This is a genomic window from Alistipes sp. i18-0019-D1 (genome assembly GCF_042852885.1).
In the GTDB taxonomy this organism is placed as follows: domain Bacteria; phylum Bacteroidota; class Bacteroidia; order Bacteroidales; family Rikenellaceae; genus Alistipes.
Genome location: NZ_AP031424.1, coordinates 1,120,692 through 1,144,904 on the forward strand (window position 1 = coordinate 1,120,692; position 24,213 = coordinate 1,144,904).

General features: G+C 53.8%; 20 protein-coding genes, 1 tRNA gene and 1 pseudogene. 10 read left to right on the forward strand and 12 right to left on the reverse strand.

The annotated features are described in order from the left end of the window. Positions 1-628 precede the first annotated feature (628 nt). Positions 629-1,465 carry a glycosyltransferase family 2 protein gene (locus ACGHP5_RS04490; RefSeq protein WP_337757182.1) on the forward strand — a complete coding sequence of 279 codons (837 nt, stop codon included), beginning with the start codon at positions 629-631 and terminating at the stop codon, positions 1,463-1,465. 26 nt (positions 1,466-1,491) lie between these two features. Here ACGHP5_RS04490 and ACGHP5_RS04495 read toward each other — a convergent pair whose 3' ends face one another. From ACGHP5_RS04495 to ACGHP5_RS04505, 3 genes are read right to left on the reverse strand one after another with little or no spacing between them, the layout of a single operon-like run. Beyond that, on the reverse strand, positions 1,492-2,454 hold the full coding sequence (locus ACGHP5_RS04495) for a stealth family protein (RefSeq protein ID WP_390568135.1): 963 nt from the start codon (positions 2,452-2,454) through the stop codon (positions 1,492-1,494). Beyond that, positions 2,444-3,337 carry a glycosyltransferase family 2 protein gene (locus ACGHP5_RS04500; RefSeq protein ID WP_390568136.1) on the reverse strand — a complete coding sequence of 298 codons (894 nt, stop codon included), beginning with the start codon at positions 3,335-3,337 and terminating at the stop codon, positions 2,444-2,446. The genes ACGHP5_RS04495 and ACGHP5_RS04500 overlap by 11 nt, the downstream gene beginning before the upstream one ends. A 3-nt stretch (positions 3,338-3,340) precedes the next feature. Beyond that, complete coding sequence (locus ACGHP5_RS04505; RefSeq protein WP_295904379.1) at positions 3,341-4,894, reverse strand: NAD(P)/FAD-dependent oxidoreductase; 1,554 nt, start codon at positions 4,892-4,894, stop codon at positions 3,341-3,343. Positions 4,895-4,990: 96 nt separating this feature from the next. On the opposite strand from ACGHP5_RS04505, the gene ACGHP5_RS04510 reads away from it, so the two are divergent. Both ACGHP5_RS04510 and ACGHP5_RS04515 read left to right on the forward strand, forming a co-directional pair. Next, positions 4,991-5,072, forward strand: a tRNA-Leu gene (locus ACGHP5_RS04510). Positions 5,073-5,460: 388 nt separating this feature from the next. Beyond that, positions 5,461-6,609 (forward strand): BACON domain-containing protein, encoded by a 1,149-nt coding sequence (locus ACGHP5_RS04515; protein WP_390568137.1) that lies wholly within the window; start codon positions 5,461-5,463, stop codon positions 6,607-6,609. Between the two features lie 80 nt (positions 6,610-6,689). On the opposite strand, the gene ACGHP5_RS04520 is transcribed toward ACGHP5_RS04515, so the two are convergent. Both ACGHP5_RS04520 and ACGHP5_RS04525 read right to left on the reverse strand, forming a co-directional pair. Then, positions 6,690-8,318 (reverse strand): SusD/RagB family nutrient-binding outer membrane lipoprotein, encoded by a 1,629-nt coding sequence (locus ACGHP5_RS04520; RefSeq protein ID WP_290533667.1) that lies wholly within the window; start codon positions 8,316-8,318, stop codon positions 6,690-6,692. A 2-nt stretch (positions 8,319-8,320) separates the two neighbouring features. After that, entirely contained in the window at positions 8,321-11,332 is a 3,012-nt protein-coding gene (locus tag ACGHP5_RS04525) for a SusC/RagA family TonB-linked outer membrane protein (protein ID WP_390568400.1), read from the reverse strand. Positions 11,333-11,688: 356 nt separating this feature from the next. Here ACGHP5_RS04525 and ACGHP5_RS04530 point away from each other — a divergent pair, with 356 nt between their 5' ends. Beyond that, complete coding sequence (locus ACGHP5_RS04530; RefSeq protein WP_337757172.1) at positions 11,689-12,789, forward strand: MBL fold metallo-hydrolase; 1,101 nt, start codon at positions 11,689-11,691, stop codon at positions 12,787-12,789. Positions 12,790-12,959: 170 nt separating this feature from the next. After that, a complete protein-coding gene (locus ACGHP5_RS04535) occupies positions 12,960-13,547 on the forward strand; it encodes an HdeD family acid-resistance protein (RefSeq protein WP_290533664.1) in 588 nt (195 codons plus the stop codon). A 1,338-nt stretch (positions 13,548-14,885) separates the two neighbouring features. Here ACGHP5_RS04535 and ACGHP5_RS04540 read toward each other — a convergent pair. The 6 genes from ACGHP5_RS04540 to ACGHP5_RS04565 all read right to left on the reverse strand — a co-directional run bounded on the left by ACGHP5_RS04540 (position 14,886) and on the right by ACGHP5_RS04565 (position 20,117). Beyond that, entirely contained in the window at positions 14,886-15,419 is a 534-nt protein-coding gene (locus tag ACGHP5_RS04540) for a hypothetical protein (protein WP_337757169.1), read from the reverse strand. Between the two features lie 112 nt (positions 15,420-15,531). Further along, positions 15,532-16,569, reverse strand: a complete 1,038-nt coding sequence (locus tag ACGHP5_RS04545) for a hypothetical protein (protein ID WP_337757168.1) — start codon at positions 16,567-16,569, stop codon at positions 15,532-15,534. After that, entirely contained in the window at positions 16,518-17,882 is a 1,365-nt protein-coding gene (locus tag ACGHP5_RS04550) for a DEAD/DEAH box helicase family protein (RefSeq protein WP_337757166.1), read from the reverse strand. The genes ACGHP5_RS04545 and ACGHP5_RS04550 overlap by 52 nt, the downstream gene beginning before the upstream one ends. A 287-nt stretch (positions 17,883-18,169) precedes the next feature. After that, positions 18,170-18,763 carry a DNA methyltransferase gene (locus tag ACGHP5_RS04555; RefSeq protein WP_337757163.1) on the reverse strand — a complete coding sequence of 198 codons (594 nt, stop codon included), beginning with the start codon at positions 18,761-18,763 and terminating at the stop codon, positions 18,170-18,172. Further along, the gene (locus ACGHP5_RS04560) at positions 18,760-19,803 is read right to left on the reverse strand and encodes a site-specific DNA-methyltransferase (RefSeq protein WP_390568138.1); all 1,044 of its coding nucleotides are present in this window, start codon (positions 19,801-19,803) and stop codon (positions 18,760-18,762) included. The genes ACGHP5_RS04555 and ACGHP5_RS04560 overlap by 4 nt, the downstream gene beginning before the upstream one ends. Before the next feature lie 8 nt (positions 19,804-19,811). Beyond that, a complete protein-coding gene (locus ACGHP5_RS04565; RefSeq protein ID WP_390568139.1) occupies positions 19,812-20,117 on the reverse strand; it encodes a putative phage abortive infection protein in 306 nt (101 codons plus the stop codon). A 232-nt stretch (positions 20,118-20,349) separates the two neighbouring features. Here ACGHP5_RS04565 and ACGHP5_RS04570 point away from each other — a divergent pair. The 5 genes and pseudogenes from ACGHP5_RS04570 to ACGHP5_RS04590 form a co-directional block, all read left to right on the forward strand. Then, positions 20,350-21,003 (forward strand): annotated as a pseudogene (locus ACGHP5_RS04570) (phage integrase SAM-like domain and Arm DNA-binding domain-containing protein); the annotation flags it as partial. Positions 21,004-21,208: 205 nt separating this feature from the next. After that, positions 21,209-21,772 (forward strand): Crp/Fnr family transcriptional regulator, encoded by a 564-nt coding sequence (locus tag ACGHP5_RS04575; protein WP_390568140.1) that lies wholly within the window; start codon positions 21,209-21,211, stop codon positions 21,770-21,772. Positions 21,773-21,862: 90 nt separating this feature from the next. Continuing rightward, positions 21,863-22,189, forward strand: a complete 327-nt coding sequence (locus tag ACGHP5_RS04580) for a DMT family transporter (protein WP_390568141.1) — start codon at positions 21,863-21,865, stop codon at positions 22,187-22,189. An 11-nt stretch (positions 22,190-22,200) separates the two neighbouring features. Next, a complete protein-coding gene (locus ACGHP5_RS04585; RefSeq protein WP_390568142.1) occupies positions 22,201-22,848 on the forward strand; it encodes a DNA-3-methyladenine glycosylase family protein in 648 nt (215 codons plus the stop codon). A 1-nt stretch (position 22,849) separates the two neighbouring features. Continuing rightward, complete coding sequence (locus tag ACGHP5_RS04590; RefSeq protein ID WP_390568143.1) at positions 22,850-23,551, forward strand: DNA alkylation repair protein; 702 nt, start codon at positions 22,850-22,852, stop codon at positions 23,549-23,551. Between the two features lie 117 nt (positions 23,552-23,668). On the opposite strand, the gene ACGHP5_RS04595 is transcribed toward ACGHP5_RS04590, so the two are convergent. Further along, complete coding sequence (locus ACGHP5_RS04595; RefSeq protein WP_390568402.1) at positions 23,669-24,196, reverse strand: methylated-DNA--[protein]-cysteine S-methyltransferase; 528 nt, start codon at positions 24,194-24,196, stop codon at positions 23,669-23,671. Between the last annotated feature and the right edge of the window lie 17 nt (positions 24,197-24,213).

Here is a 24,213-nt window from a genome sequence, read left to right on the forward strand (position 1 = left end):
CCCGGTCGGCGGGATTTTCCGAAAACTGGAATCGGTTAACACCGTTGAACAAAAAACGGGCAAATACTTCGGAAGCCGGGGGAGGGCCGGAAAAATCCGGACGCACAAAAAGAGAAGTGTCCGGAAGCAGGCATAAAAAAAGCGCCTTCCGAAAAGACGCAAAAAAAAGGAAACCTGGAACCGGACCGCAGTCCGTCTTTCCCAGTTTCCTCACCAACCTAAAACTACTAACCTAAATGAACCTTAAAACTTCACTGCAAAGATAAGGCGAAAAAACCATTCGCGCAAGCTTTTATTAAAATAATTTTCAAAATTTTTGAGTTTTTTTAATATCACCAGCCGGAAAAAGCATACATACATCTGAAAATAAGATATATAGCATACATACAAACAAGGCTGCAAAAAACTTTTCTCATTCGGCATGCAGTATCGGCCGAAAAGTGCATTTATATATAAAAAGAGCCATATGACGATCATAACGGATAAATTGCTACTTTTGCAAAATGATTTCAGCAACGTCATTTTCTTTTCAGCCAGAATCTCTCCGCTCAACACCCCGGCAGAGATTTTGCACACTCGCTATTGCCTATCCTCGAACTCCTAACCTAACCAATAGTTTTACAGTACGATGACAGTATCGTTGATCATTTCCACTTACAACTGGCCTCGGGCGCTTTACCTTTGCCTCGACAGCGTGATGCAACAGACCGTCATGCCCTCCGAAATCCTGATTGCGGACGACGGATCGGGCATGAGCACCCGCGATGTCGTAAAGCACTTCGAGAACATCTCGCCGGTTCCCGTGCACCATATCTGGCATGAGGACCGAGGATTCCGGGTGGCAGCCATCCGCAACAAAGCCATTGCCGCCAGCCGTGGTGAATACATCATCCACGTCGACGGCGACCTGATCCTGCAGCGGAATTTCATTCAGGATCACATGATCTTCGCCCAAGAAGGATGCTACGTTACCGGCTCCCGGGGCATCATCACCGAGATGCTGGCCCAGAAAGTGCTCAGCGGCGAGATCACCTCGCTCTCAGCCATGACTAAAGGAGTTCGCAATAGTAATAATGCCATGCGAATTCCGATTATGTCGGTTATCTATCGGATGTTCGGGTCAACCCGATCACCGAGAAGCTGCAACCTGGCCATCTGGCGCAAGGACCTGATCCGCGTGAACGGTTACGACGAGAGTTTCGAAGGTTGGGGCTACGAAGATACCGAACTGGTACTGCGCCTGAACAACAGCGGCGTGGAACAACGCTGCATGAAGTTCCGGGGCATCGTGTTCCACATCTACCATAAAGAGGCTTCCCGGGACAACAAATCCAAGAACGAACAGCGTTACAAAGACAGCATTCGCGAACACCGGACCCGCTGCGAAAAGGGACTCGACCGGCATCTTACCCCGAAGATATCCTATGAGACCGGGGGGGGGTCAGCCGCCGTCGTCGGTGGCTGACCCGGTTGTTCCAAATCCGCCACGCGCTACTTTTCGAACGATGACTTTTCGGGGAAACGGGTCTTGAGAAACGCCCGGACCCGAGTACGATCTTCCTCGGTCATGCGCGCGTCGTCGTTCAGGCAGAACAGCGACGGGCTATACTTCTTCATAATAGATTCAAGATTCGGCAGATAAGCCGGGATACAGCGCGAGTCGCTGCCGCAACCCGAGCCGAAAGCCGCCCGAAGCAGCCGCAGAGGGCTGCGCAGTTTGTTGAAGCGGGTCACCTTGCGCAGCGAGGCGCGTCCGCGCGCCAACGCATAATAGAGCACCAAGGCACGCTGCCAGTCGTCGCGCGAGCGGAACCGGGCATGTTTCGTATGTTCCAATTCAGCTTGGAAGGTCTCGCAGCATTCGAGAAAATCGCTGCGGCGGTAAGCGTCGACATTGTGGTGGGGAGCCAGCGACGAGCACCTACCGTAACGCTCCCGCACAAGATTCTGCATCCGGAGAATCATATGACAGTAAATATCGTCATCGTGCTTTTTCAGCGACTGGACCTTAAGCCGCACGATGGGGCGTCCCTGCCTGTCAAAAAAGAACCCGGGATCGACGGGACGACTGAAGAACATGTCGTCGTTGGCATAGAGAAAATGCTCGGCCAAATCGGGAATATATGGCAAGAACCATTCTATCACAGTCGAACTGAATACCGGCAAAATCTCCGCAGGCATGATTTCCCGGTGGGAAACCACCCTTACGCGCGGGTTCGACGTATCGAGCCACGCGGGCGTCTGGTCGTCGGTTACAACGTAGATACGACGTATCCACGGCGCATATTTCTCCACCGAGCGCAGTGAATAGCGCAGTTCGTCGTTCTCGACGTAGCGGCACTCCCCCGCCACCTGGGGGTCCACCTGTCTGTCTGCCGGCAGAAATTCATTTTTCTTCGTCAACCACACGGGGTCGTTTCCATCGACCCAAAGGTATACCAGATCAATGTCCATCGCATGCATGTTTATCGGTTACACGTTTCCGCCACACCGGAATCAGATCGAACAACCGGCAGGTCTCCCAGCCGCCGCACTCCTTGATTTTCAGCCACGTAAGCCCCCAGCGGTCGAACGAACGGCGGGTGATGCGCCGGAACCTCGCATCGAGGCGGATTCCGCGGGCGTCGGCGTAGGCTACGAAGGCCTTGTGAGCCAGATATTTGTCCTGTTGCTTCTTCGGCGTCTGGCGGCTCTTGGTAATCGACGCCCCGTTGACCACATAGCGGTAAACGACGTCGGGAACCGTCACCAAAACGCCCCCTTCGCCCAGCAGGCGCATCGTATATTCCACATCCTCGTAGCAGACCCGCTCGCGGAAGCACAGTCCCAGCCGCAGCAGCATCTCGCGCCGCAGCAGCTTGTTCATCACATAGAAATCGGGCGGACAGCGGCAGGTGCGGAATTTCTCCTGCGTGTCGGCAACCACCTGCCGTTCCGTATAATGGATCGTCCACTTCGAGTAAGAGGGTCTGATCTTCAGCATCGAGGCGCAGGCGATGTCGGCCTTCGCCTCCCGGGCCGCCTCGTACAGCCGCTCGCAGTAAGCCGGGTCGATCCAGTCGTCGGAATCCACGAAAAGGATGAATTCGCCCGTCGCGGCGTCGAATCCCCGGTTGCGGGCGCCGCCCAGGCCGCGGTTCTCCTGCGAAATGACCCGGATACGGTCGTCCTGCGCCGCATAGCGGTTCAGGATGTCGATCGAACGGTCGGGACTTCCGTCGTCGACGCAGATAATCTCGATCCCGCGCAGGGTCTGCCCCGCCACACTGTCCAGACAGCGAGCCAAAAACGGCTCGACGTTGTAGACCGGAATGATAATGCTGACTTTCGGTTCCATCGGTTATCGAATATAGTTTTTTACCGCCTCGGCGATTCGTTCGCCGTCGAGCGCCGCAGAAATGATGCCGCCGGCGTAACCGGCCCCCTCTCCTGCGGGAAACAAACCGCTCGTTTCGGGATGCATCAGCGTCCCGGGATCGCGCGGCACGCGCACGGGCGTCGAGGTGCGCGACTCCACGCCCACGACCACCGCTTCGTTAGTCAGGTATCCGCGCATCCGGCGGCCGAAGGTCGCGATACCCTGCCGCAGTCCCTGCGCGATGAAGCCGGGCATCCACTCGTCCAAACGCGACGGCGTGATGCCGGGAATGTACGACGTTCGGGGCAGCGACCCGCTGGCGCGTCCCGCCACAAAATCGGCGACCCGCTGTGCCGGGGCGATCTGATGCTCCCCGCCCCGCTCCCGCGCCAGTTCCTCGAACCGCTGCTGGAATTTCAGCCCCGCCAGCTCGCCCCATTCGGCACGCAGATGTTCGAAATCCGCAAGCCGAACCTCCGTGACCAGCCCCGAATTGGCGTAGGGCGACGTCCGGCCGCTGGGCGACATGCCGTTGACCACCGACTCCGCGGCATCGGTCATGGCCGGGACGATGAACCCGCCCGGGCACATGCAGAACGAGTAGACCCCGCGGCCGTTTTCCTGGCTCACGAGCGAATAGGAGGCCGCCGGAAGGTATTCCCCGCGCGTCTCGCAATGGTATTGGATCGAGTCGATCAGCGCCTGCGGATGCTCGATGCGCACCCCCATCGCAAAGGGCTTGGCCTCGACGCGCACGCCGCGGCGGTGGAGCAGTTCGTAAATATCGCGCGCCGAATGGCCCGTAGCCAGCACGACGGCGGCTCCTTCGATCAGTTCGTCGCCGCACCATACGCCTTTTATCCGGTCGCCTTCGATTTTCAAATCGGTGACGCGGCTTTCGAAGCGGAACACACCGCCGGCCCCGACGATCGTCTGCCGGATACGCTGCATGATGCCCGGCAACTTGTCGGTTCCGATGTGGGGATGGGCCTCGAAGAGGATTTCTGGCGTCGCGCCGTGAAACACCAGCGTCTGCAACGCCTTGTTGTAGTCGCCGCGTTTCTTGCTGCGGGTGAATAGCTTACCGTCGGAGAAGGTTCCGGCTCCGCCTTCGCCGAAGGCGTAGTTCGAGTCGGGGTTCACGGCGCCGTTGCGGTTGATCTGCGCGATGTCGCGTTTGCGGGCCGAAACGTCGCGCCCGCGCTCCAGGATCACGGGCCGCAGGCCCAGTTCGATCAGCCGCAGCGCCGCGAACAGCCCCGCAGGTCCCGATCCCACGACCACGACCTCCGTGCGCCCTTCGACCGACGGATAATCGAAATGCACCGGCGCGGGTTTCGGCTCGCGGTCGGCGTACACTTCGAGCGTCAGGTTCACCTTCACCTGCCGCTGCCGGGCGTCGATCGACCGTTTCACGACCCGCACCAACGCAATATCGGCCTCGCCGACACCCAGGCGCCGTGCCGCCTGCGAGGTGTAAAACGTCGCATCGGCAGCCTGCTTCGGCGTGAGTACAAGGGTAATATGCTGCGGCATGTCCAAAAAATTACTTACAAAAGTAACCAAAAAAGCCGGATAATGGCCCGTGCCGGTTGTGTTTTGTGAATTTTTATCTACCTTTGTCCTACCGATGCGGATATGGTGTAATTGGTAGCCACGTCAGACTTAGGATCTGATGCCTTACGGCGTGGGGGTTCGAGTCCCTTTATCCGCACTTTTCAGTCTCCTTTGGGAGACTTTTTTTGTGAGCAAGCCCTGGCAATGGGATTCCGCACATCCGCAACCGAAACGCGGCATATTCCCGCACGGGCCACCGGAAATCAATAGATTGAAGGCTTCCCGGCGCCGATTTATTTGCTTATCGGATTATATTTTCATACCTTGCGGAAAGATACAAGGGGGGGGGTCGCAAAGTAGGTATAAAACCCTCATTTACAATACACAGGCACTACCAAGGGCTGAATTCTCCGACAAACCTCCGCTCCCGGTCGTTTAACTAAACCTCGTTTAGCATGAAACATTGGGGACTTTTTCTTGTCGTGCTCGTTTTTACGGCCTGTCACGACGATCAACCGGAACAAACGTATTACATTACGCCCGAAATGAGCGGAATTGCGGCCGGTTGCCCGGGAATCCAGGAACGCATCGCCATTTCATCGAACTGCGACTGGGGCATCGAAAACACGCCGGAGTGGTGCTCCGCACAGAAGGTCACTGCCGGCGGCAGGGAATATCTCGCAGTGGAAGTTATGCCCAACTACGACGAGAATCCGCGCCAAACGTTCGTAACGCTGTCGTACGACCGGACATCCATTCCCGTTTACGTCACCCAAGCGGGAGAGCACGCCCCTGCGCCGATGCAATGGTACACCTTCCCGACGAACTGGTTTTCCGACATCACCTACGAACCGTCGGACGGCAGCGGCCCGCGGAAGTATCGGATCACGGCATTCGAACTGGCCGTTTCCCCGTCGTGGAGGAAGCAGATTTTCCCCGGCAACCTGATCGACCGCCATGCACCCGGCCGGAAACTGACGGATTACGCCGACAAATACACGTTCAACCCGATTATCCTCGCCGCAAGCACCTACGGCATCAAAGAATTGGCGAAGCCCTCGCTGGAGGCGACAAACGCATGGGTGAAGGAACTCGTCGCCAAATCGCCGCACCAGAGCAGCGGGTTCTTCTGCCAGTCCCCGATCCGGTACACCTCTTACCGACAGCTTCATCTGCTGGGTCTGGGCAATGCAGGGCTTAATCTCGACGAACTCGTGTCGGGCGAATCGTATTCCGGCAAAGAGATGGAGAAACGGACGGGAATGATTTACACCTACAGCCACGAACTGATCCGAATTTTCGTGGGCGAATTCCCGCAGAACCTGATTACGGAGACGGTCAGCGATGAAGAACGCCGCGAAATGTCCTACATAAACGGCGTGGCATACGGAAGGACGGCCTGGCTGCTGGTCGAATCCGACGACAATTTTCAGGAGACCCGGAATGTCGTCTCCAAAATCATGCGGGAGGAGAGCCTGAATACGAAAGAACAGCGAATTCGGGAGAACCTCGCCGCGTATTACATCCGGTTCGACGACAAAGGCGACGTGCAGACGGAAAAGGGCGGCGACGAACTGATCGGAGCATTCAGTCGCGGAATCGGCACGCTGAGCATCCTCCCGGTGAATTTCACAACGAACCGGTTTGAAAACCACGCCGTCGGTCAAATGGAAGTTACATTCGACCTGCCGTAATCCGGCGTCCGGAAAGCACAGACGGTAAAGGCAGGGACAAGTCCCTGCCTTTACCGTTCCCGCACACAAGTGCCGCCGGATCAGAAATTGCGTCCCGTGTCCCACCACAGGCGGGTTCCGCCGTCGTCCGGCCCTCCGAGCGCCTTCACCAGCGCCGCGTACTGCTCGGGATCGGAGGTCTCCAGCGTCGCGGGGTACGGCAGCCGGCGGATCATCGTCTCGGTGTCGATACTCTGCCCCTTGCTGTGGTTGTAACGCACCGGAAACAGCCGCGGATAGCCCGTGCGGCGCTGTTCGGCCCACGCCTCGCAGCCTTCGGGATACATGGCGATCCATTTCTGGGTGATGATCCGTTCGAGTTTCAGCCCAGGACTCGCCGACTCGTCCCAGCGGGGCGACACCCGGCAGCGGGCGGCGATGTCGTTCCCCGGATCGACGGGATCGCTGTAACCAACGGCCGCCGCGTCGCTGGCGAGGTACTGCTCGCAGCCGGACGCCTGCCACTGGGCGAACGACATGGTGACGCCGTTGCGGTAGCAGGTCTCCGTATCCTCCCCGGTCCATCCCCGCAGGGCCGCTTCGGCACGCAGGAACCACACCTCGGCCGCCGTCATCAGCACGGCGTCGGTCGTCGTCTCGACCGTAAGGCGTGAAAAGGCGGCATAGTAGTTATGCGAGAAGGCCGTTCCCTGGCGGATCCCGTGGAAACCGCCCTTGAGCGGCACGGTCACCGAATTTCCGTTTCCGTCCAGAATGACCAGGTCGCTTTTGCAGGGTTCGAAATATTTTTCGAGCCGCGGATCGCCATACCCGACCATGATCGACTCCATCGAGGCGTTCATCACCGCCTCGTTCCAGTTGCGGTTGATCTCGCCCAGCGGGTTGGTATAGGTTCCCGACGTTGAAACCGCGGCGTTCGCGGGATTCGTTTCGATCACACCGTAAGACCCTTCGAGCGACTTGCGGAACTCCGCGGCCGCCCGCTCCGGAAGGACACACGCCACGCGCACCGCCAGACGCATGCGCAGCGAGGCGGCCAGCCGGATCCACGACACGTAGCTGCCGTCGAGCAGCAGGTCGAATTTCCCGAACTCTTCGGACACGCCCCGTTCGCGCACCGCGCCGGTGAGGATCGTCTCCGCCTCGTCCAGATCGTCGAAGAAACGGCCGTAAACCTCCTCCTGGCTGTCGGGCACGTATTCGTTGCCGCGGTCGCCGAAATGGGAGTAGATCACCGGGCCGTAGTAATCCGTCACACGGTGCATGACGAGCACCTTGAGAATCTTCGCAATGGCGTAGAACGCGGGCTTCTGCTCCGGCGCGGTCTGCTCCAGCCGGTAGATTTCCGGCATGATGTAGGAGTAGGTGAACTGCCACATGGAGCCGTTCCAGCCATCCTGCAGGTTGTAGTCCGAATTGTGGCTCCCGCCCTGCAACGGCTTGGGGTCGTGCATGTAGCCCGAGAACATGTCCGCATTGAGGTTCTGAATCATCTGGAAAGGCCAGTTCTTGCCCTTGCCGTAGTCGTAGTTGAAATAGACGCCCTGCTGAACGATGCCCAGGCGGTAGCCCAGTCCGTTGTCGTCGGCCTCCAGTTCCTTGTCCGTGATGCCGGACTTGTCGTCGTTCAGGTCGCGGAAATTACCCGTGCAGGCCCCGAGAACGACCGCACAGCATCCGGCGAAGAGGTATGTACGCCAACGTTTCATCCTTAAAACTCCAGTTTGATATTGAACCCGAAACTCCGCACCGTCGGCATGCCGTAGACGTCGATTCCCTGATTATCGTTGCCCGTCGAGAGGATGAGGTCGGGATCGAACGGCGCGGCGTTGTAGATGAAAAAGAGGTTGCGGGCCACCAGCGACACCGTCGCGCCGCTGAACACGCCCGTCCGCCGCATCAGTTTGCGCGGCAGCGCATAGGAGAGCGACAGTTCGCGCAGGCGGATGTTCGTCGCGTCGTACATGTAATACTCCGTCACCCCGGCGCGTCCGCCGACCAGTTTGTAGAAACTCCTCACGTCTTCGATCCTCCGCCCTTCCAATGTCACATATCCCCGGTCGCGGGCGTCGGCCGTGACCTCCGTGACGCCGTAGGAGTCGAGGTCAGCCATCGTCTGCGACAGCACATGGCCGCCGTAACGGCAGTCGACGAGCATCGACAACGACACGCCGCGGTAGGAGAAGGTGTTGCTCCACGACAGCGAGAAAACGGGATTGGCGTTACCCACCCGGACGGTATTGCCCTCGCCCACCGTCCGCGGCAGCCCGGCGTAGTCCCCTTCGGTCTCGTAGACGATCCGGCCGTTTTCGTCGCGCTCGAACGCCCGGCCGTAAATATCGCCGATCGAACCGCCCTCGACCAGCTTCATGGCGTAGGACGACGAAAAGCTCGACGGGCCGTAGACGTATTCGCGCAGTTCGTCGTGGAGCCGGATCACGCGGTTCCTGTTGCGGGCGAAATTGACGGCAGACTGCCACGTGAGGGCCTTTCCGTAGAGCGGATAGGCGCTGAGCGCAATCTCCACGCCTTCGTTCTCGATGTTTCCGGCATTCTCGTAGCGGAAGGCGTAGACTTCGCCCGAGAGGGCCGGCAGCTTGAAGAACTGGTTGCGGGTGTTGGTCTTATAATAGGTTGCGTTGACGCCCAGCCGGTCGCCGAAGAAACGCCACTCGACACCCGCTTCGACGGCGTGAGTCATCTCGGGCCGGAGATCGGTTCCGGGGGCCGCATCGGCGGCGTTGATGCCGCCGCCGGCCGTCACGTGGGCTTTGGGATTGGTAATGAACATCGGAATGTCGTTGCCCACGCGGCTCCACGTCAGGCGGACCTTGCCCAACGAAATCCACTCCGGCAGTTTGAACATCTTGCTGACCACCCACGACGCGCCCAGCGAGCAGTAGAAGAAGCCGCTGCCTTCGGCCGAAGTGTAGGCCAGCGTCGAGGCCCAGTCGTTGCGCCCCGTGACCTCGAAGGTGAGGCTCTCGGCGTATTTGACCGACGCCGTGGCGAACAGCGACTGAATCTGCCGGCGGGCGTCGATCTGCTCATCGACGTAGGCCGAACTGTCCATGACGATATTGGCGACGTTGAAGATATTGGGATAGTAGAGCGACGCGGTCTTGGAGTCCATGCGCAGCGAGTTGACCGTGCGGTCGTTGAGCGACGCCCCGGCGGTCGCGCTGAAGGTCCAGTCGGAAGAAAAACGCCGGTCGAACAGCGCCAGCACCTCGCCGTTGAAAAGCGTCTCCGAGAAGGCGCTCTCGACATACCGCCCGTTCGCCCCGGCCAGCGCCGGAGCCGTCGAGGCGTAGAACCGCTGACGGACCTTGTCCCCGAGGTAATCCACATTGCCGCGCGCCCGGAGCCGGAGCCAGTCGTTCACCTTCCAGTCGGCGGAAAGCGAGGCCATCACCCGGTTGCGCACGCTCCGGCTGCGGATGCGGTTGACGACCCAGTAGGGATTCTGCTCGAAATCGTCGCTCGGGGCGATCCACTGCTGCACGTCCAGCTTGCGGTCCTCGTCGTAGACCGCGTAATGCTCCCGGTAAGGGGTCATGTCCACGCCGCGCGGAAAGCGGTACAGACCGACCAGCGGGTTCATGTAGAAACCGCCCGGCACGGGTTTGTCCTCAACCGCCTGGCGCATGAAGCTGATGTTGCCGTCGAGACGCAGCCGCTCGCGGAACAGTTCGGAGACGGTGCGCAGGTTGAAATTGTGGCGCATCAGGCGGTTTTTCCCGGTGATGCCCCGCTCGGCGGTGTTGGCGTAGGAGAAGTAGTTCTGAACCTGCTTCGAACCGGTCGAGACGGAAACGGAGTTGATCGCCGTCACGCCCGTCCGGAAAAACTCCCCGGCATTGTCGTAAGGCTTCACGCCGCCGCGCGCGCCCCAGCTCTCCACGCCGCCGCTCACCCCGTAACGGTCTTGGAACTTCGGCAGGCTGAAAGGCGTCTGGAAAGTCAGGTTCGAGGAGAAGGTCACGGGCTGCTGCCCGACGCTGCCCTTCTTGGTCGTGATCAGAATGACGCCGTTGGCGGCCTGGCTGCCGTACAGCGCCGCGGCCGGAGCGCCCTTGAGGACCGAAACGCTCTCGATGTCCTCGGCATTGAGATTCGAGATGCCGTCGCCGCCGTCGCGGTTCCCGGCGTCGGCGACTCCGCCGATGGCCGAATAAGCCTGCTCGGGCGAGGAGTTGAGCATCGGCATTCCGTCGACCACATACAACGGCTGGTTGTCGCTGGCCACCGAACGCACGCCGCGGATACTCACCTTGGCGGACGCTCCCGCCCCCGAAGAGGTTTCACCGACCTGCATGCCGGCCGATTTACCGGCAAGCGACAGAATCAGGTTGGGCGATTTGACGGCCGTGAGCTGCGAACCTTTGATCTTGTCGGCGGCATAGGTCAGGTCGACGTAGTTGCGTTCGAGTCCCAGCGCCGTCACGATCACGTCTTCGATGGACTTCACATCCTCCTGCAAGACGATCTCCAGCTCGGTGCGGCTCCCCGGCTCGACACTGCGCGGGAGGTAACCCAGACACGAAACGTCGAGAACGGCGCCCGGACGGACGCTGATCGAGAACAGACCGTCCGAATGCGTGGCCACGCCGTTCGGGGTTCCCCGTTCCACGACGGTAACCCCGGCCAGCGGGTTTCCCGCTTCGTCGGCGATGCGGCCTCTGACCGCTGTCTTCTGCGGCGCGGTCCGCGCGCGGACCACGGGACCGGGGGCAAAACACGACCAGGCGACCAGGAGCAAGGCCGCTAAAAACCTCACGAATCCCGGACGCATTTTTTCAATACCATGCATAAGGGCGTCACTTATCACAGAATAATCCGTCACAAAAATAGCAAACTTTAACATATCGGGTATATAAAAGTACAAAAAAGACCGATTTATTCGGAATATTCGTGTTTCTTCCGGTTTTCAGCCCTCTTCCGCACACAATAGACCGTCCGCCGGACCGTTTGACGGACAGCGGCGGAGGCGATCCGGTAAAAATGGTAGGCAGGCCCGTAATCCGTATAACCGCAATTTCCCGGGAAAAGGTATCTTTGTACCGTAACCGCAGCATTATGTCAGTTCAGAGAAAAAGAAGGAAAACGATGATCACAGGTCTCATCCTCGCGGCGGCGATCGCCGCCGTGGCAATCGCCGTCCGGCCGGGCTTCGGACGCCTGCCCCGGGGCGAGCGGCTCGAAAGGGTCCGCAACTCGCCGAATTACCGCGACGGCCAGTTCCGCAACCTCGAACCCAGTCCCCTGATGGCCGACGGCAAGGGCCGCGTGCGCGGCATGCTCGAATTCCTGTTCGGAAAGAAAGAGGGAGTGCGTCCCGACCGTCCCGTGAAGGCCGTCCGCACCGACCTCCGCGCACTCGCTCCGGACAGCGCCCTGGCGGTCTGGTTCGGCCACTCCTCCTACCTGATACAGACCGACGGGCGGCGGGTGCTGGTCGACCCGGTTTTCTTGAGCGCCGCGCCCCTCTCCTTCCTCAACCGCCCGTTCCGGGGCGCGGACCTCTACCGTCCGGAGGACATGCCAGACATCGACTGCCTGATCATCACCCACGACCATTGGGACCACCTCGACCGCCGCACCGTCATGGCGCTCAAACCGCGCATCGGGACAGTCGTCTGCCCGCTGGGCGTCGGCGAACATTTCGAGTACTGGGGTTTCCCGAAAGAGCGGATCGTGGAACTCGACTGGCACGAGCAGGCTCCGCTCGGCGACGGCTTCACCGTCCGCTGCCTCCCCGCGCGCCACTTCTCGGGACGCGGGCTGCGATCCAACCAGACGCTCTGGGGATCGTTCCTGCTGCAATCGCCCTCGCGGAAAATCTACATGGGCGGCGACGGCGGTTACGGGAAGCATTTCGCCCAAATCGGCCGCGAATTCCCGGACATCGACCTGGCGGTTCTCGAAAACGGGCAGTACAACGAGGCGTGGAGATACATCCACACCCTGCCCGGCCAGCTGGCGCAGGCGGCCAAAGACCTCGGTGCAAGAGAGATCCTGACCGTCCACCACTCCAAATACGCCCTCGCCCGGCATCGCTGGGACGAACCGCTCAAAACCGAAGCGGCTCTGGCGGCCGACACCGCGCTGCACGTCCTGCGTCCCGAAATCGGCGAAGCGGTTCCCCTCGCAGCCCCCGGCCCCGCCGCGTCCCGCTAATCAGGGACCGGACCCGCCAACCAGGGTCCCGCCCCGTTAACCCGAAATCCCGTCCCGGGACTCCTCGGCTCCCCGGGCCGGCATCCGGCTGATTGTCCGGCCTTTTCCGCGTATGCGGTCCGACGGCTCTGGTACGCAAATTGCTCGGAGAGGAAGAAATTCCTCATACCATGAACAATTTTTCCTCACTGATCGAAAATTCGAAACAGGCCGTCCGCTACTGGTGGCTGCTGCTGATCATCGGCATCGCACTCTTCGCGGTCGGCGTGCTGATTTTCGTCTACCCGGCCCAGAGTTACCTGGGCATGTCGCTCGTCTTCGGATGGCTGATGCTGATTTCGGGCATCCTGGAGGTCGTGCTCTCCTCGGCCAACAAACACTTCATCACGGGCCGCGGCTGGATGATGGCCGGAGGCATCATCGAGATCATTCTCGGCATCATCCTGATCTTCAACGTCGGGCTTTCGGCCGCCACGCTGCCCATCTTCCTCGGGTTCTGGCTGATGATGCGCGGCTTCAGCGCCATCGGGCTGGGCGGCGACATGAACGCCTTGGAGATCGCCGGCTCGGGCTGGACCATCTTCACGGGCGTGCTGCTGCTGCTCTGCTCGCTGTGGATTCTGTTCCAGCCGCTGGTCATCGGCACGACGGCCGTCATCGTCTGGGTCGGCATCACGCTGCTCCTGGCCGGCATCACGGCCTTCTCGCTGGCCCTCCAGCTCCGCAACGCCCACCACTGCCTCCACGGCGACTGCTGACACGACCGGCAACGAAAAAACCGGGACGCTCCCTTTTTCGAAGAGGAGTTGCAACGCCAGATGACCACACCGCTTCGTCATAAATGTCAGGTGCGGATAAGAGACGTGTTTCTCTTCTCCTGCTTTACAGGTATCTGCCATGCGGATATGCGGTCGCTCGAATGGAAGCAATTCGAGCAGGACACTACGGGTGATTGGTGGGTTTCGGATAACCGAATGAAGACGGACTCCAAATATCTGATCAAGTGTTACCCATTCCGTTGTCGATTCTGAATAAATACAAAGGTTTGCCCGGGCCGGAGAAGTTTTTTCTTAAGCGAGCGGCAGGTACGGCGTTACCGGGAACAAGGAAAACTCGTTGGTTTTACCATTGGTAAACGACGCGTATATCTGTTAAGTGAGCTACAAGGAGTTTATCCGCGTCATGCGTCGCCAAGATAAACTGGTAAATTAAAAAAACATGTATTTTTAATTTTATGCATTTATGGAAAAGGACAAGAACGATTCTGCCTATGCATTAGTTAGTGTCGAACATTTCGAGAACTAATTAGGACATATTTCATCTTGAATCAAAGCGTATTGCTTTTTGAGTATCTTTTGAGCAAGAGCGATTATCCGATGTATTAGTCGGCTCAATCAGCCTGTGAAGTTTTGGGTATCAATCCGGGTACTCTTGAGCAATGTCGTCGACAACGTATCATACGTCCATGTATCTATCGGCCGCAATTTCTATATAACGCTTATGTGGTAATGCTTTCATTGTAACCGCTGTCTCCGGAGCAAGATAGCGCCAGGGTCTTACGTCCTTTTCGGCTTTTTCGCACGATCTCCACTTTTCGGGTCGTATTACGCGAAAAAGATCGCCTGCAGGCAGCCCCTGCCGCCTGTCGCCTGCTCCGAAACGAGCTGGCGGCATTATTTCAATATCATGGCATACGAATCATACGTCCCTTTCTCGGCTATCAGGGATTTCCGCGACGCCGAGATCAACGGCATCCCTGCCCTTTTCACCATGACCCGTCCGGACCCCGAAACCCTTCCCGCAGAAATTTCACTCGTTCGAGGTTATGGGCGGCCGGGACAGCGATTTTCAGTGGCTCGTGCCGCTGGCTATTGCAACCTTCACCGGAACATTTGTATCCCGGCGGCCCCTGCTCTGGAGAAGACCCTACTTTACCATAGATGCCTCAACTGAAGTGGAGGCCATTGCAAAGGCGGCAACCCTTGTCGGGCAAGGTATCGACGATGCTGAGGTTGAGATGAACAGATCGGCATCGAGGAATCGGGAATACTTTACGATGCGATGGACGGAATTTCAGTCGAAAAAACTGCGGTAACTCAACCATTGAAATTCAGCTCGTTTCGATAATGAGGGATGACCTTGACGCCAACGTGGCAGGCTCGGTCTGGAGCTATTGGTGGAAAAAAACCGACATGAATTGCTGGAATCCATTCCCAGCTTACGGGCGTACAAATGCCCTTCTCTTTTACATATCCTGCAATCATATGATTGAGACGCGTTCGATGCATTTCGGCTGTATAATGATTGAAGCGATTGAATAAATCGGTCAATCGTACAGCTTCCATTACGACTTTACTCTCATTAATCTCTTCGTGCCGTAGTTCATATAGTTTAGCTGCGTCGATGTGCACTTCGGCATCCCTTTCGTCTTTCCACCACGAATCTTTCCAGATCAGTTCTAAATTCAACAATAGTTCATCAAACTCGCTTGTGAATCCGGGAAACATCGTTATGATGTTTTCCAACTGCGCACAATATGAATCTTTATACGCCTTCTTGTTAAACCCATATAGCTTTTTGAAACTTTCATTGAGTTGGACCTTCTTTGCCTCGAAGAAAACTCTTTTCATACGGATTCGTCACCCTAACAAATAATTTTGCCAATAACACAAATTCATTGGGCAATTACCTTGAAGATCCGTTCGCAAATATGATTTTTCGCCAATACGTTTGAATCTATCCTTACACCTGTTCCAGTGCTCTCAACCTTTGCAAAAGTCCTTTGATAGTAACCGCGCCATCCATTTGTTGCTTCTCAAATACCATAAAATAACGATACTGCTCGCCGGCCTTATTGCCCCAGGTTCTGCCTAACTCGACCTTGGCCCGACTGTCCGAGTTATCTCTGTCGTCGCCTTTCGTTTCAAGGAGAACGGTGATCCCGTTATCTAACCAAACGATAAAATCGGGATAATGATTCATATAACCGTTGATGCAGAATCCCGTGCGGCTCGGATTCCTGTGCCAGAACAACACGTTATCCAAATTGGCGACAGCGTTTATAACCTCATATTCAAAACCGTTAATTGACTCCTCTTCTATATAAAGCCCTTTTGCCAATCCGATTGACTTAGTCTTCACAGTGATCCGTTCAGGCAGATGATACGCTACCTGACATTTTATCTGACCGGTATCAAGCCACTCTTTGAACTTTTCTTCTTGATGGGCAAACAGCAGCGACTCTATTTTCTGCCGAATTGTATTTCTCGCCTGCCAGTTGTTCGTGTACAAGTCTTCGAGTTGCTCGGAATCTACGCCCTCAATCGCCTTTTTGATATAACGTGCAACCTGTGGCTCGGAGATTTCGTCGAAACGAATATTCTTAGCAAGCATTTCTGCCAGTTGCTTCTGTTTGCTTTCCGGCGATAAGGTTGCAAAGTGTTGTTTGATATATGCCAATTGATTTGCATTCAAGTTCCTTCTCGTAACGGCGTATTCTTCTCCGCTGGATTTTTCCAGGTCTACACGCACCGCTTCACTTTCGGTTCGGGTGAAGTCGATATTGTGGTCGCATTTGTCCAAATCGAAACCTTCGGCAAGCATCGTCTTGTCCAACGGCACATATTCATCGGCAAATATCAAGTTGGCATTTATCTTTTTCACGAATTGGGGTAATACCAGTTTTTTTGCCTTGTCTGCAAAAATATCTTTAATCGGATATGTATTTATCATACCTTTAATATCATTCGGAATGTCGTTATTATCTGTCTGCTGCGCCACCTGCTGATTGTAGCTCTCATTCTCCTGCCGGGCAAAAGACTCCAGTTCGATCGCCCCCGTATTTTCGGAGGGTGTTGCAATCCCGTTTTAATCGTTTCGGTGTTTATCTGCTCATCGATGTCGTCGGTTGTCGTGATTGCAGGCGTATCGTGCACCGGCTCGTCGTCGCCGAACAGATTCGGAGACGATTGCCCGGTCGGAACGGGAGCGGGTTCTGTCTGGGCCTCGGCTACGCGGTAATCCTTTTTGCTGAAGCCTGCACGGTTCAACCCCTCTATGATATTCTCGACCGTATTCCGAAAATCGTTGGACGAGGTAAATACATATGACAGGTTAAGCAACTCCTCTTTGTGCTTGGTCGTATAGGGCAGGCGCAATACGCGGCCCAGTATCTGTTCGACATCCACCCGCGAGGTCTTGTTGGCCAGTGACGCAAGAATATAGGCAAACGGACAGTCCCAGCCCTCTTTCAGCGCATTGACCGTAATGATGTAACGCACCGGACAGTCGCGGGACAACAAGTCGGTGTTTCGGATTTCGTCTTTGTTCGCGGTCTTGATTTTTATCTGGTCTTCGGGAATGCCTATTTCGATAAGTTTGCTTTTGATTTTATCGAACGTAATATTGTCGTCATCGGCTTTCGGCTGAGCTTGGAATAGCACAATCGGGCGAATGTATCTGTCGCCCTCCGCTTCCATTGCGACTGCCTTCTGTTCCAGACTGCGCTGCATTTGTATCGCACTCGAAATAACATCGCTCGTCGAACGGTGATTGTACACGATTACCGGCAGCTTTACCATGTTGGCTTGTTTGAGTTTCATGGCATCCACGAAACTGATGATATTGCTCTTCTTGCGGGGCGTCGCCGTCAGGTCGAGGATAAAACACGGATTGATCGCCCTAAGCATATCCACACGCAGGTTAGCCTCGAAGTTGTGACTTTCGTCGATGATGACAACCGGATTCAGATACAACAGCACCTGAATCAACCCCGTTTCGTCCGATCCGTCTACACGCTTGGTCATGCTGTCGTATAACTTGGCATACTCCGCCAGATTCTCGTTTTCACGGTAAACACGCCGCCCATCCTTATTGTTAGCGGCAAACGACTGCACGCTCAACACGAAAATAGTCAGTTGCTCTCGGATTTCCGTCGGCCCGATGCCATGCCCGAACAGTGCCGCTTCTTTGTCTACAACGCACACGGCATTCCCGAAATGGCTGTCGATCTTCTGCCGGTAGGGGTGCGACGGGTTGTTCAGATTTTTGTAGGTCTGTTTCAGAATCGTATCTGAAGGAACGAACCGCCACAACTTTCGGCTTCTCGACGGGCAGATGCCTGAATATCGTACTCAACGCATTGCAGGCTATGAAGGTCTTGCCGCCGGCGGTCGGCACCTTGACTGTTACGTGTGGTACATCGGTAATGCTGTTGTCGTACGGATGCAGATAGTAGTTGTCGATTGCTGAAATCGGAATGCCCTTGTCTTCCCAGAATTTATGAAATGCCGTATCGGGGCGGTTGTATTTTTCAACATACCCGATATATGCATCCAAATCGGAGATTACCTCTTTTTGATATTGTTTGAGTTCCATACAGTCAGAATCGTTTGATGTCGCGCGGAATTTTTTTGAAAGTAATATTTTGGGCTGCCAGCACTTGTGGCGGCACGGTGCAGGTATCTGCATAAATAACATACTGCTCGGCACGCTCCGTCACGATATGCAGCGTGTCGATACAGAGCGTCGTCAGGCGATCGCGTTCGTAGTAGAAATAGTAGCCCGTAGCGTTGTAAGTGTCAAGCAAATATTTCGACGCATCGGAACGCTCGCGCTCCAAATGCCGTTTGGTCTCGGTGTAGTAGATATACTCACGAATCTTCTCCTCACCGATGTTTTCGTTGAGGTTTTGTTCCTCGTCGAACATCCGTTCGCCTAACTCGTAATAGTCGAATGCCCCGCCCGTACCGGCCACTGCATTTTTCCCCTCGCCATACCCCTGCATGACTCGACGCACCCGCTCGGCGGTAATATTCTCGGCGTAGTCCTCCATCTCCACAAGGATAAATTTGCGGTTGCCCTTGTCCTTTTTATTCAGATTCAGCACCGCATGGGCCGTCGTTCCCGAACCGGCGAAAGAGTCGAGAATAATATCGTCAGTGCCGCACACGAAATTAATAAGATATGAAATCAATGTCGCTGGTTTTGGAAAATCAAATACTTTTTGCCGAATATAGTTGTTAGAATAGTGGATGCAACTTCATTTGTATCGACTCCAAAACTGCGATTAATCATGTTCCACGGTACTTCGGGTTCATAGGAGGCTTTTTCATAAGAAGGCGAAAATGCTTTGGTCCTAATAGAAATACGTGTCCCATTTGCAATTTCTTTGTCTAAATTCGATTGCGACCATTTGAATTTGCCTAATAAACGAATGGGGCTTGTGAAAATTCCATTTCTTACCTCAACATCATCCAACAATACAATATCATAACTATCTGTTCCGTATGAACCTGCTGCATAGATTCCGTCTGTAAGACCTGTGTCTACCAAATTTGCAGGAAAAATCAACTCTTTAAGAGCATTAGTTTGATTCATTAATCCATTACTGCTTTTGCTCTCTTTTTCAAGACCTCTGAACTTAATATCGCTTCGATTCTTTTGATAGCATACAATATATTCAATTGATTTCTTCGTTTTATAAGACAGATTGGCAGGCGTTTCTGTTTTGACCCAAGAAAATATGTCGATAAAATTATTCATTCCGAAAATTTCATCGCAAAGCAGTTTCAGATTGGCGAGTTCGTTATCGTCAATCGAAATAAAAATCGCTCCGTCCTCCGCCAACAGCTTATGCAACAGTTTCAGACGCGGATACATCATGCAAAGCCACTTGTCATGACGGCTCAAATCCTCGCCCTGCTTGCCGACGACTTCACCCAGCCACTTCTTGATTTTCGGGTCGTTCACGTTGTCGTTGTAAACCCACTTTTCGTTGCCCGTGTTGTATGGCGGATCGATATAGATACACTTCACGCGTCCTTCGTATTCGGGCAGTAGCGATTTCAACGCTTCCAAATTATCGCCGTGTATGATTTTGTTGCCGCTGTTCGTCAGCGTCCGGTCTCTGTCGTTCTCCGCCCGAAATCCGTACTTGTGCTCCAGCACCCGATACGGTACATCGTGATGATGATTGACAACCTTATCTTTTCCTATCCAAGTCAGTGTAGGCATAGTAGTTATTATATATCAATTTTATTAAATGCATTTGGTGAAATCCATGAAATATGGTCGGGATGAATTAGTTTCCATTGTTTGAAATCTCTCAATAGCGACCATTTCTCAACAAGGCATTTCAAATCGGAAAATCGCTCATCTAACACACATACATAAAAAAACCACAATACATTTATTTCTGTTAATTGACTTAAAATAAATGTCATATATCTATGTTTTCCGTCTATTGAAAACAAATTTGTATCTATGTATTTTATAATCGACAACAAAGAATTAAAACAAACACATAGCGGATTTGCAAATTTGAGCAAAGCGCATCTAATTAACTGAAAAATAGCTCGTTACGCTTTGTTTTTCTATTGGGCAGAGCCAACGAAATGCCACCTCGAAGCCAAACGGTGCAGAAGTTCAGTTACCACCTCATTAATCCCGTAACGGATGCGGACTCTTGCTAAAAAGGCTCTTTTACTGCGTTTTGCGGCGATTTGCATAGCTGTCGGTAACTCACTATAAACTAATTTGTAACCAAAAAAGAAGTGAGTTATGCGAAGTATATTCAAGGTCTTATTTTACGTGAAGAACGGCAGCGAGAAGCCTAACGGCAACCTGCCTCTGATGTGCCGCCTTACGGTGGACGGAGAGATTAAACAGTTCAGTTGCAAGATGGACGTTCCCCTGCGGTTGTGGGACGTGAAAAACAACCGTGCTTCGGGCAAGAGCGTCGAAGCGCAGAGAATCAACCTTGCGGTGGATAAAATCCGTGTGGAGGTAAACCGCCGCTATCAAGAACTGATGCAGACGGACGGTTATGTTACCGCTGCCAAGTTGAAAGACGCCTATCTCGGTATCGGCGTCAAGCAGAAAACTTTGCTGAAGCTGTTCGAGCAGCACAACGCCGAGTTCGCCAAGAAAGTCGGGCATAGCAGGGCGCAGAGGACATTCCGATGCTATCAGACGGTCTGCAACCACATTCGGGAATTTGTGTCCCGTACCTACAAGCGTGAGAACATTCCATTAAAGGAACTCAACCTCACATTCATCAACGACTTCGAGTATTTCCTGCGCACGGAGAAGAAATGCCGCACCAATACCGTGTGGGGTTACATGATTGTGCTGAAACACATCGTTTCCATAGCGAGGAACGACGAGCGTCTGCCGTTCAACCCCTTTGCAGGGTACATCAACTCTCCCGAAAGCCCATTGCCAAGTGGTTCAAGGAGCAATTCGATAAGCTAAAGCAGAACATACATCGCCCCATGCAGCCGCAAGGGGAACGCAGAGGAATGAGCTATAGCCATTTATTTCACTGAAAAACAATAAAAAGTACCGTTCATCATTCCACATGAACGGCATTTTAGTAATTTTGTCCCTCATAATTGTTTTATATATAAGATTTTACAAGATGAATATCAATGATATAATAAACAGCATCTACCGGTTGCCGCAAACCTCCCTCGATACGTTGATTGCTTCGATATCGGAAGTGGAATATCCCAAAAGGTTTCATTTGCATCGGGAAAATAAAAAGGAGACGAAGTCTTATTTCATAAAGAAAGGAATCGTTCGGGCATATGCACATAAAGACGACAAGGAAATTACATTCTGGTTCGGTCAGGAAGGGGATCTGATATTTCCTTTGCAGACTCTTTTTGCAGGTCTGGGAGAATACGCTACGGTAGAACTTCTGGAAGATTGTGTTTTGTATGAAATCGATTTGGAACGGTTGCAGGATTTATACCGGAACAATATCCATATAGCCAACTGGGGACGCCGGTATGCTGAATGTGCCTGCATCAAATCGGAAAAATTGTTTATAGCACGGCAGTTCAAGACATCCTCGGAGAGGTATAGGGAACTTATAAATGAATATCCGGACATAATTCAGCGGGTACAATTAGGTATCATCGCCTCTTATCTGGGTATTTCCCAAGTCAATCTGAGCCGTATCAGAGCCCGGATAAAATGAATTTATCAAAAGTAAAATCGTTTTTTAAAACATGTAAAGAAGAAACAGATCGCAAATACCGAAATTCGCACCCCAAAAAGAATTGAAGTTATGAATTGGTTTCTTTTAGTGGTATCCGGGTGCATCGAGCTGGTTTTTACCTTCTGCCTGAGCAAGGTGAGCAAGACCGCAGGACTGGAAAAAGGTTTGTGGTGCATAGGCACGGCAAGTGCCATTGCCTTGAGTCTGTTCCTTGTGACGAAGGTTCTGAAGACTTTGCCTATCGGCACGGCCTATGCCGTCTGGACGGGCATCGGTGCCGTCGGCACGGTTCTCATGGGCATCCTCTTTTTTAAGGAGTCCGTAAGTTTCGGAAGGCTTTTCTTTATCTTTACGCTGATCGTATCCATCATCGGGTTAAAGGTCGTATCCTCCTGAATGACAAAAATATGACGCAACAAAACTTTCCATTGTGCGAAGAGGCCGTTTCTATTCTTAAAAAGAGAGACAAGAAGCTGGCTTGGCTGATGGAGCGGGTAGGCCCGCTTTCACATACTGACCTGAAAGATGATTTCCTCTTCTTCATCGAGCAGGTTATAGGACAGATGCTTTCTATCCGGGTAGCCGATGTGATGACCGGACGATTGGCAGCCCTTTGCCGGGGAGAAATAACGGCCAGTACGATATGTTCGCTGTCTGTCGATGAATTGAAAAAGATAGGTATTTCCCTGAGAAAAGCAGAGTGTATCCGGCAAATAGCGTTCATGGTGGAAAACGGCAGTCTCGATTTCGGAAAACTCAAAGAACTTTCCGATGCGGAGATTATCAAGTCCCTGACGGCCATCAGAGGCATCGGGAACTGGACAGCCAAAATGTATCTCTATAAGATCGATCGTCCCGACGTGCTTCCATACGAAGATGCCACCTTTTTGGCAGCTTACAAATGGCTTTACCGTACCCGAAATGTGAAACCGGAAGCGGTCAGACGGCGTTGCCGGAAATGGTCGCCGTACTCTTCCGTAGCTGCTATGTATCTGTATGCTGCATTCGACGAAAAATTAATCGCAACGGAACCGCCTAAATTGAAAGAGTTATAAAATGGAACGGTTATCTGTTCAGGTACATAAGCTGATAGACGAATTGGATGAAGCAGCCGACAGCCGGACGGCTTTTCGTTCCGGATCGAACAGAATAGGATGCGTCGGGTCTGATTTTTTCATAGGTCTTAAAGTGGCCGAGATAAGGAAAGTAGCCGAACGGTACGACGATATCTGTTTGGATGAAATAGAACAGTTGCTCTTGTCGGAAGTGCATGAACACCGGATGTGTGCGCTTATCCTACTCAAAAAAAGGTTCGAACAGGGAAACGAATATGAGCGGGCTGAAATTTTCGAGTTCTACATCGGCCACACGAACTGCATAAACGACTGGGATTTGATAGACAGTTCCTCTCCCTATATCGTAGGCGAATACCTGAAGGATAAACCGTGCGATGTATTGTACCGGTTAGCCCGAAGCGATTCGCCTTGGGACAACCGTATCGCTATGATGGCGACATACACGTTCATACACAACGGCAATGTCGAAGATACATTCCGCCTTGCACTTTTCCTGATGAAAAGTCCTCACCTTCTGGTACAAAAAGCCGTGGGGTGGATGTTGCACGAAGCGGGCAAATACGACCCCGTTCGGCTCGGTCTCTTTATCGATAAATACCGGCAAGAAATGTCCCGTCCCATGCTTCGTATTGCCGCCAGCGGCTTTCCGAAAGAAAAACACAGAGAGTGGTTACTGCTTTGACATGAAAATAACAAAGCTGCATTCAATTGAAATACTAAATCTTGAAAAACAATAAAAAGTACCGTTCATCATTCCACATGAACGGCACTTTTAGTGATTTTGTATAGCAAATTGAATCTACCAGAACTCGGGCCCCGCCGTTTTAGAGCATTCCAACTCCAGCAATCCCCTTTTTGCATCGAGGCCGCCGCCGTATCCCGTGAGTTTATGATTGCTGCCGATTACTCGGTGGCAGGGTACGAAGATGGAGATAGGATTGGTGGCATTTGCCGATGCGACTGCACGCACAGCCTTCGGATTGTGGATACGGCGGGCAAGCTCGCCATAAGACAGGGTCGTTCCATAGGGTATTTTCATCAGCTCGTCCCATACGGTACATTGAAATTCCGAGCCGGTAAAGACAACGGGGATGTCGAATGTCTTACGGTGTCCGGCAAAATATTCTTCGAGTTCCCCGATGGCCCGTTCGATGACGTCGGAAGTTCCCTCTTCGTACTTCGCATTCAGATATCGCCGTATGCGGCGGTCTATCGTACTGCGGCGTTTCTCCACCGCCCAATCGCAAATACACAGCTTGTCGCCGTAAGAACCGACAAGCATCTCGCCCACGGGCGATTGATACCGTATAATTTTGATAGTTTCCATATTGTTCCTTTTATTGT

Bases quoted from the DNA above. Each gene is read 5' to 3' on its own strand.
- ACGHP5_RS04585 (WP_390568142.1), top strand. From the start codon at position 22,201: ATGACGCAACAAAACTTTCCATTGTGCGAAGAGGCCGTTTCTATTCTT.
- ACGHP5_RS04520 (WP_290533667.1), bottom strand. From the start codon at position 8,318: ATGAAACGTTGGCGTACATACCTCTTCGCCGGATGCTGTGCGGTCGTT.
- ACGHP5_RS04515 (WP_390568137.1), top strand. From the start codon at position 5,461: ATGAGCGGAATTGCGGCCGGTTGCCCGGGAATCCAGGAACGCATCGCC.
- ACGHP5_RS04495 (WP_390568135.1), bottom strand. From the start codon at position 2,454: ATGGACATTGATCTGGTATACCTTTGGGTCGATGGAAACGACCCCGTG.
- ACGHP5_RS04595 (WP_390568402.1), bottom strand. From the start codon at position 24,196: ATGGAAACTATCAAAATTATACGGTATCAATCGCCCGTGGGCGAGATG.
- ACGHP5_RS04490 (WP_337757182.1), top strand. From the start codon at position 629: ATGACAGTATCGTTGATCATTTCCACTTACAACTGGCCTCGGGCGCTT.
- ACGHP5_RS04590 (WP_390568143.1), top strand. From the start codon at position 22,850: ATGGAACGGTTATCTGTTCAGGTACATAAGCTGATAGACGAATTGGAT.
- ACGHP5_RS04575 (WP_390568140.1), top strand. From the start codon at position 21,209: ATGAATATCAATGATATAATAAACAGCATCTACCGGTTGCCGCAAACC.
- ACGHP5_RS04500 (WP_390568136.1), bottom strand. From the start codon at position 3,337: ATGGAACCGAAAGTCAGCATTATCATTCCGGTCTACAACGTCGAGCCG.
- ACGHP5_RS04505 (WP_295904379.1), bottom strand. From the start codon at position 4,894: ATGCCGCAGCATATTACCCTTGTACTCACGCCGAAGCAGGCTGCCGAT.
- ACGHP5_RS04580 (WP_390568141.1), top strand. From the start codon at position 21,863: ATGAATTGGTTTCTTTTAGTGGTATCCGGGTGCATCGAGCTGGTTTTT.
- ACGHP5_RS04530 (WP_337757172.1), top strand. From the start codon at position 11,689: ATGTCAGTTCAGAGAAAAAGAAGGAAAACGATGATCACAGGTCTCATC.
- ACGHP5_RS04535 (WP_290533664.1), top strand. From the start codon at position 12,960: ATGAACAATTTTTCCTCACTGATCGAAAATTCGAAACAGGCCGTCCGC.
- ACGHP5_RS04540 (WP_337757169.1), bottom strand. From the start codon at position 15,419: ATGAAAAGAGTTTTCTTCGAGGCAAAGAAGGTCCAACTCAATGAAAGT.
- ACGHP5_RS04560 (WP_390568138.1), bottom strand. From the start codon at position 19,803: ATGCCTACACTGACTTGGATAGGAAAAGATAAGGTTGTCAATCATCAT.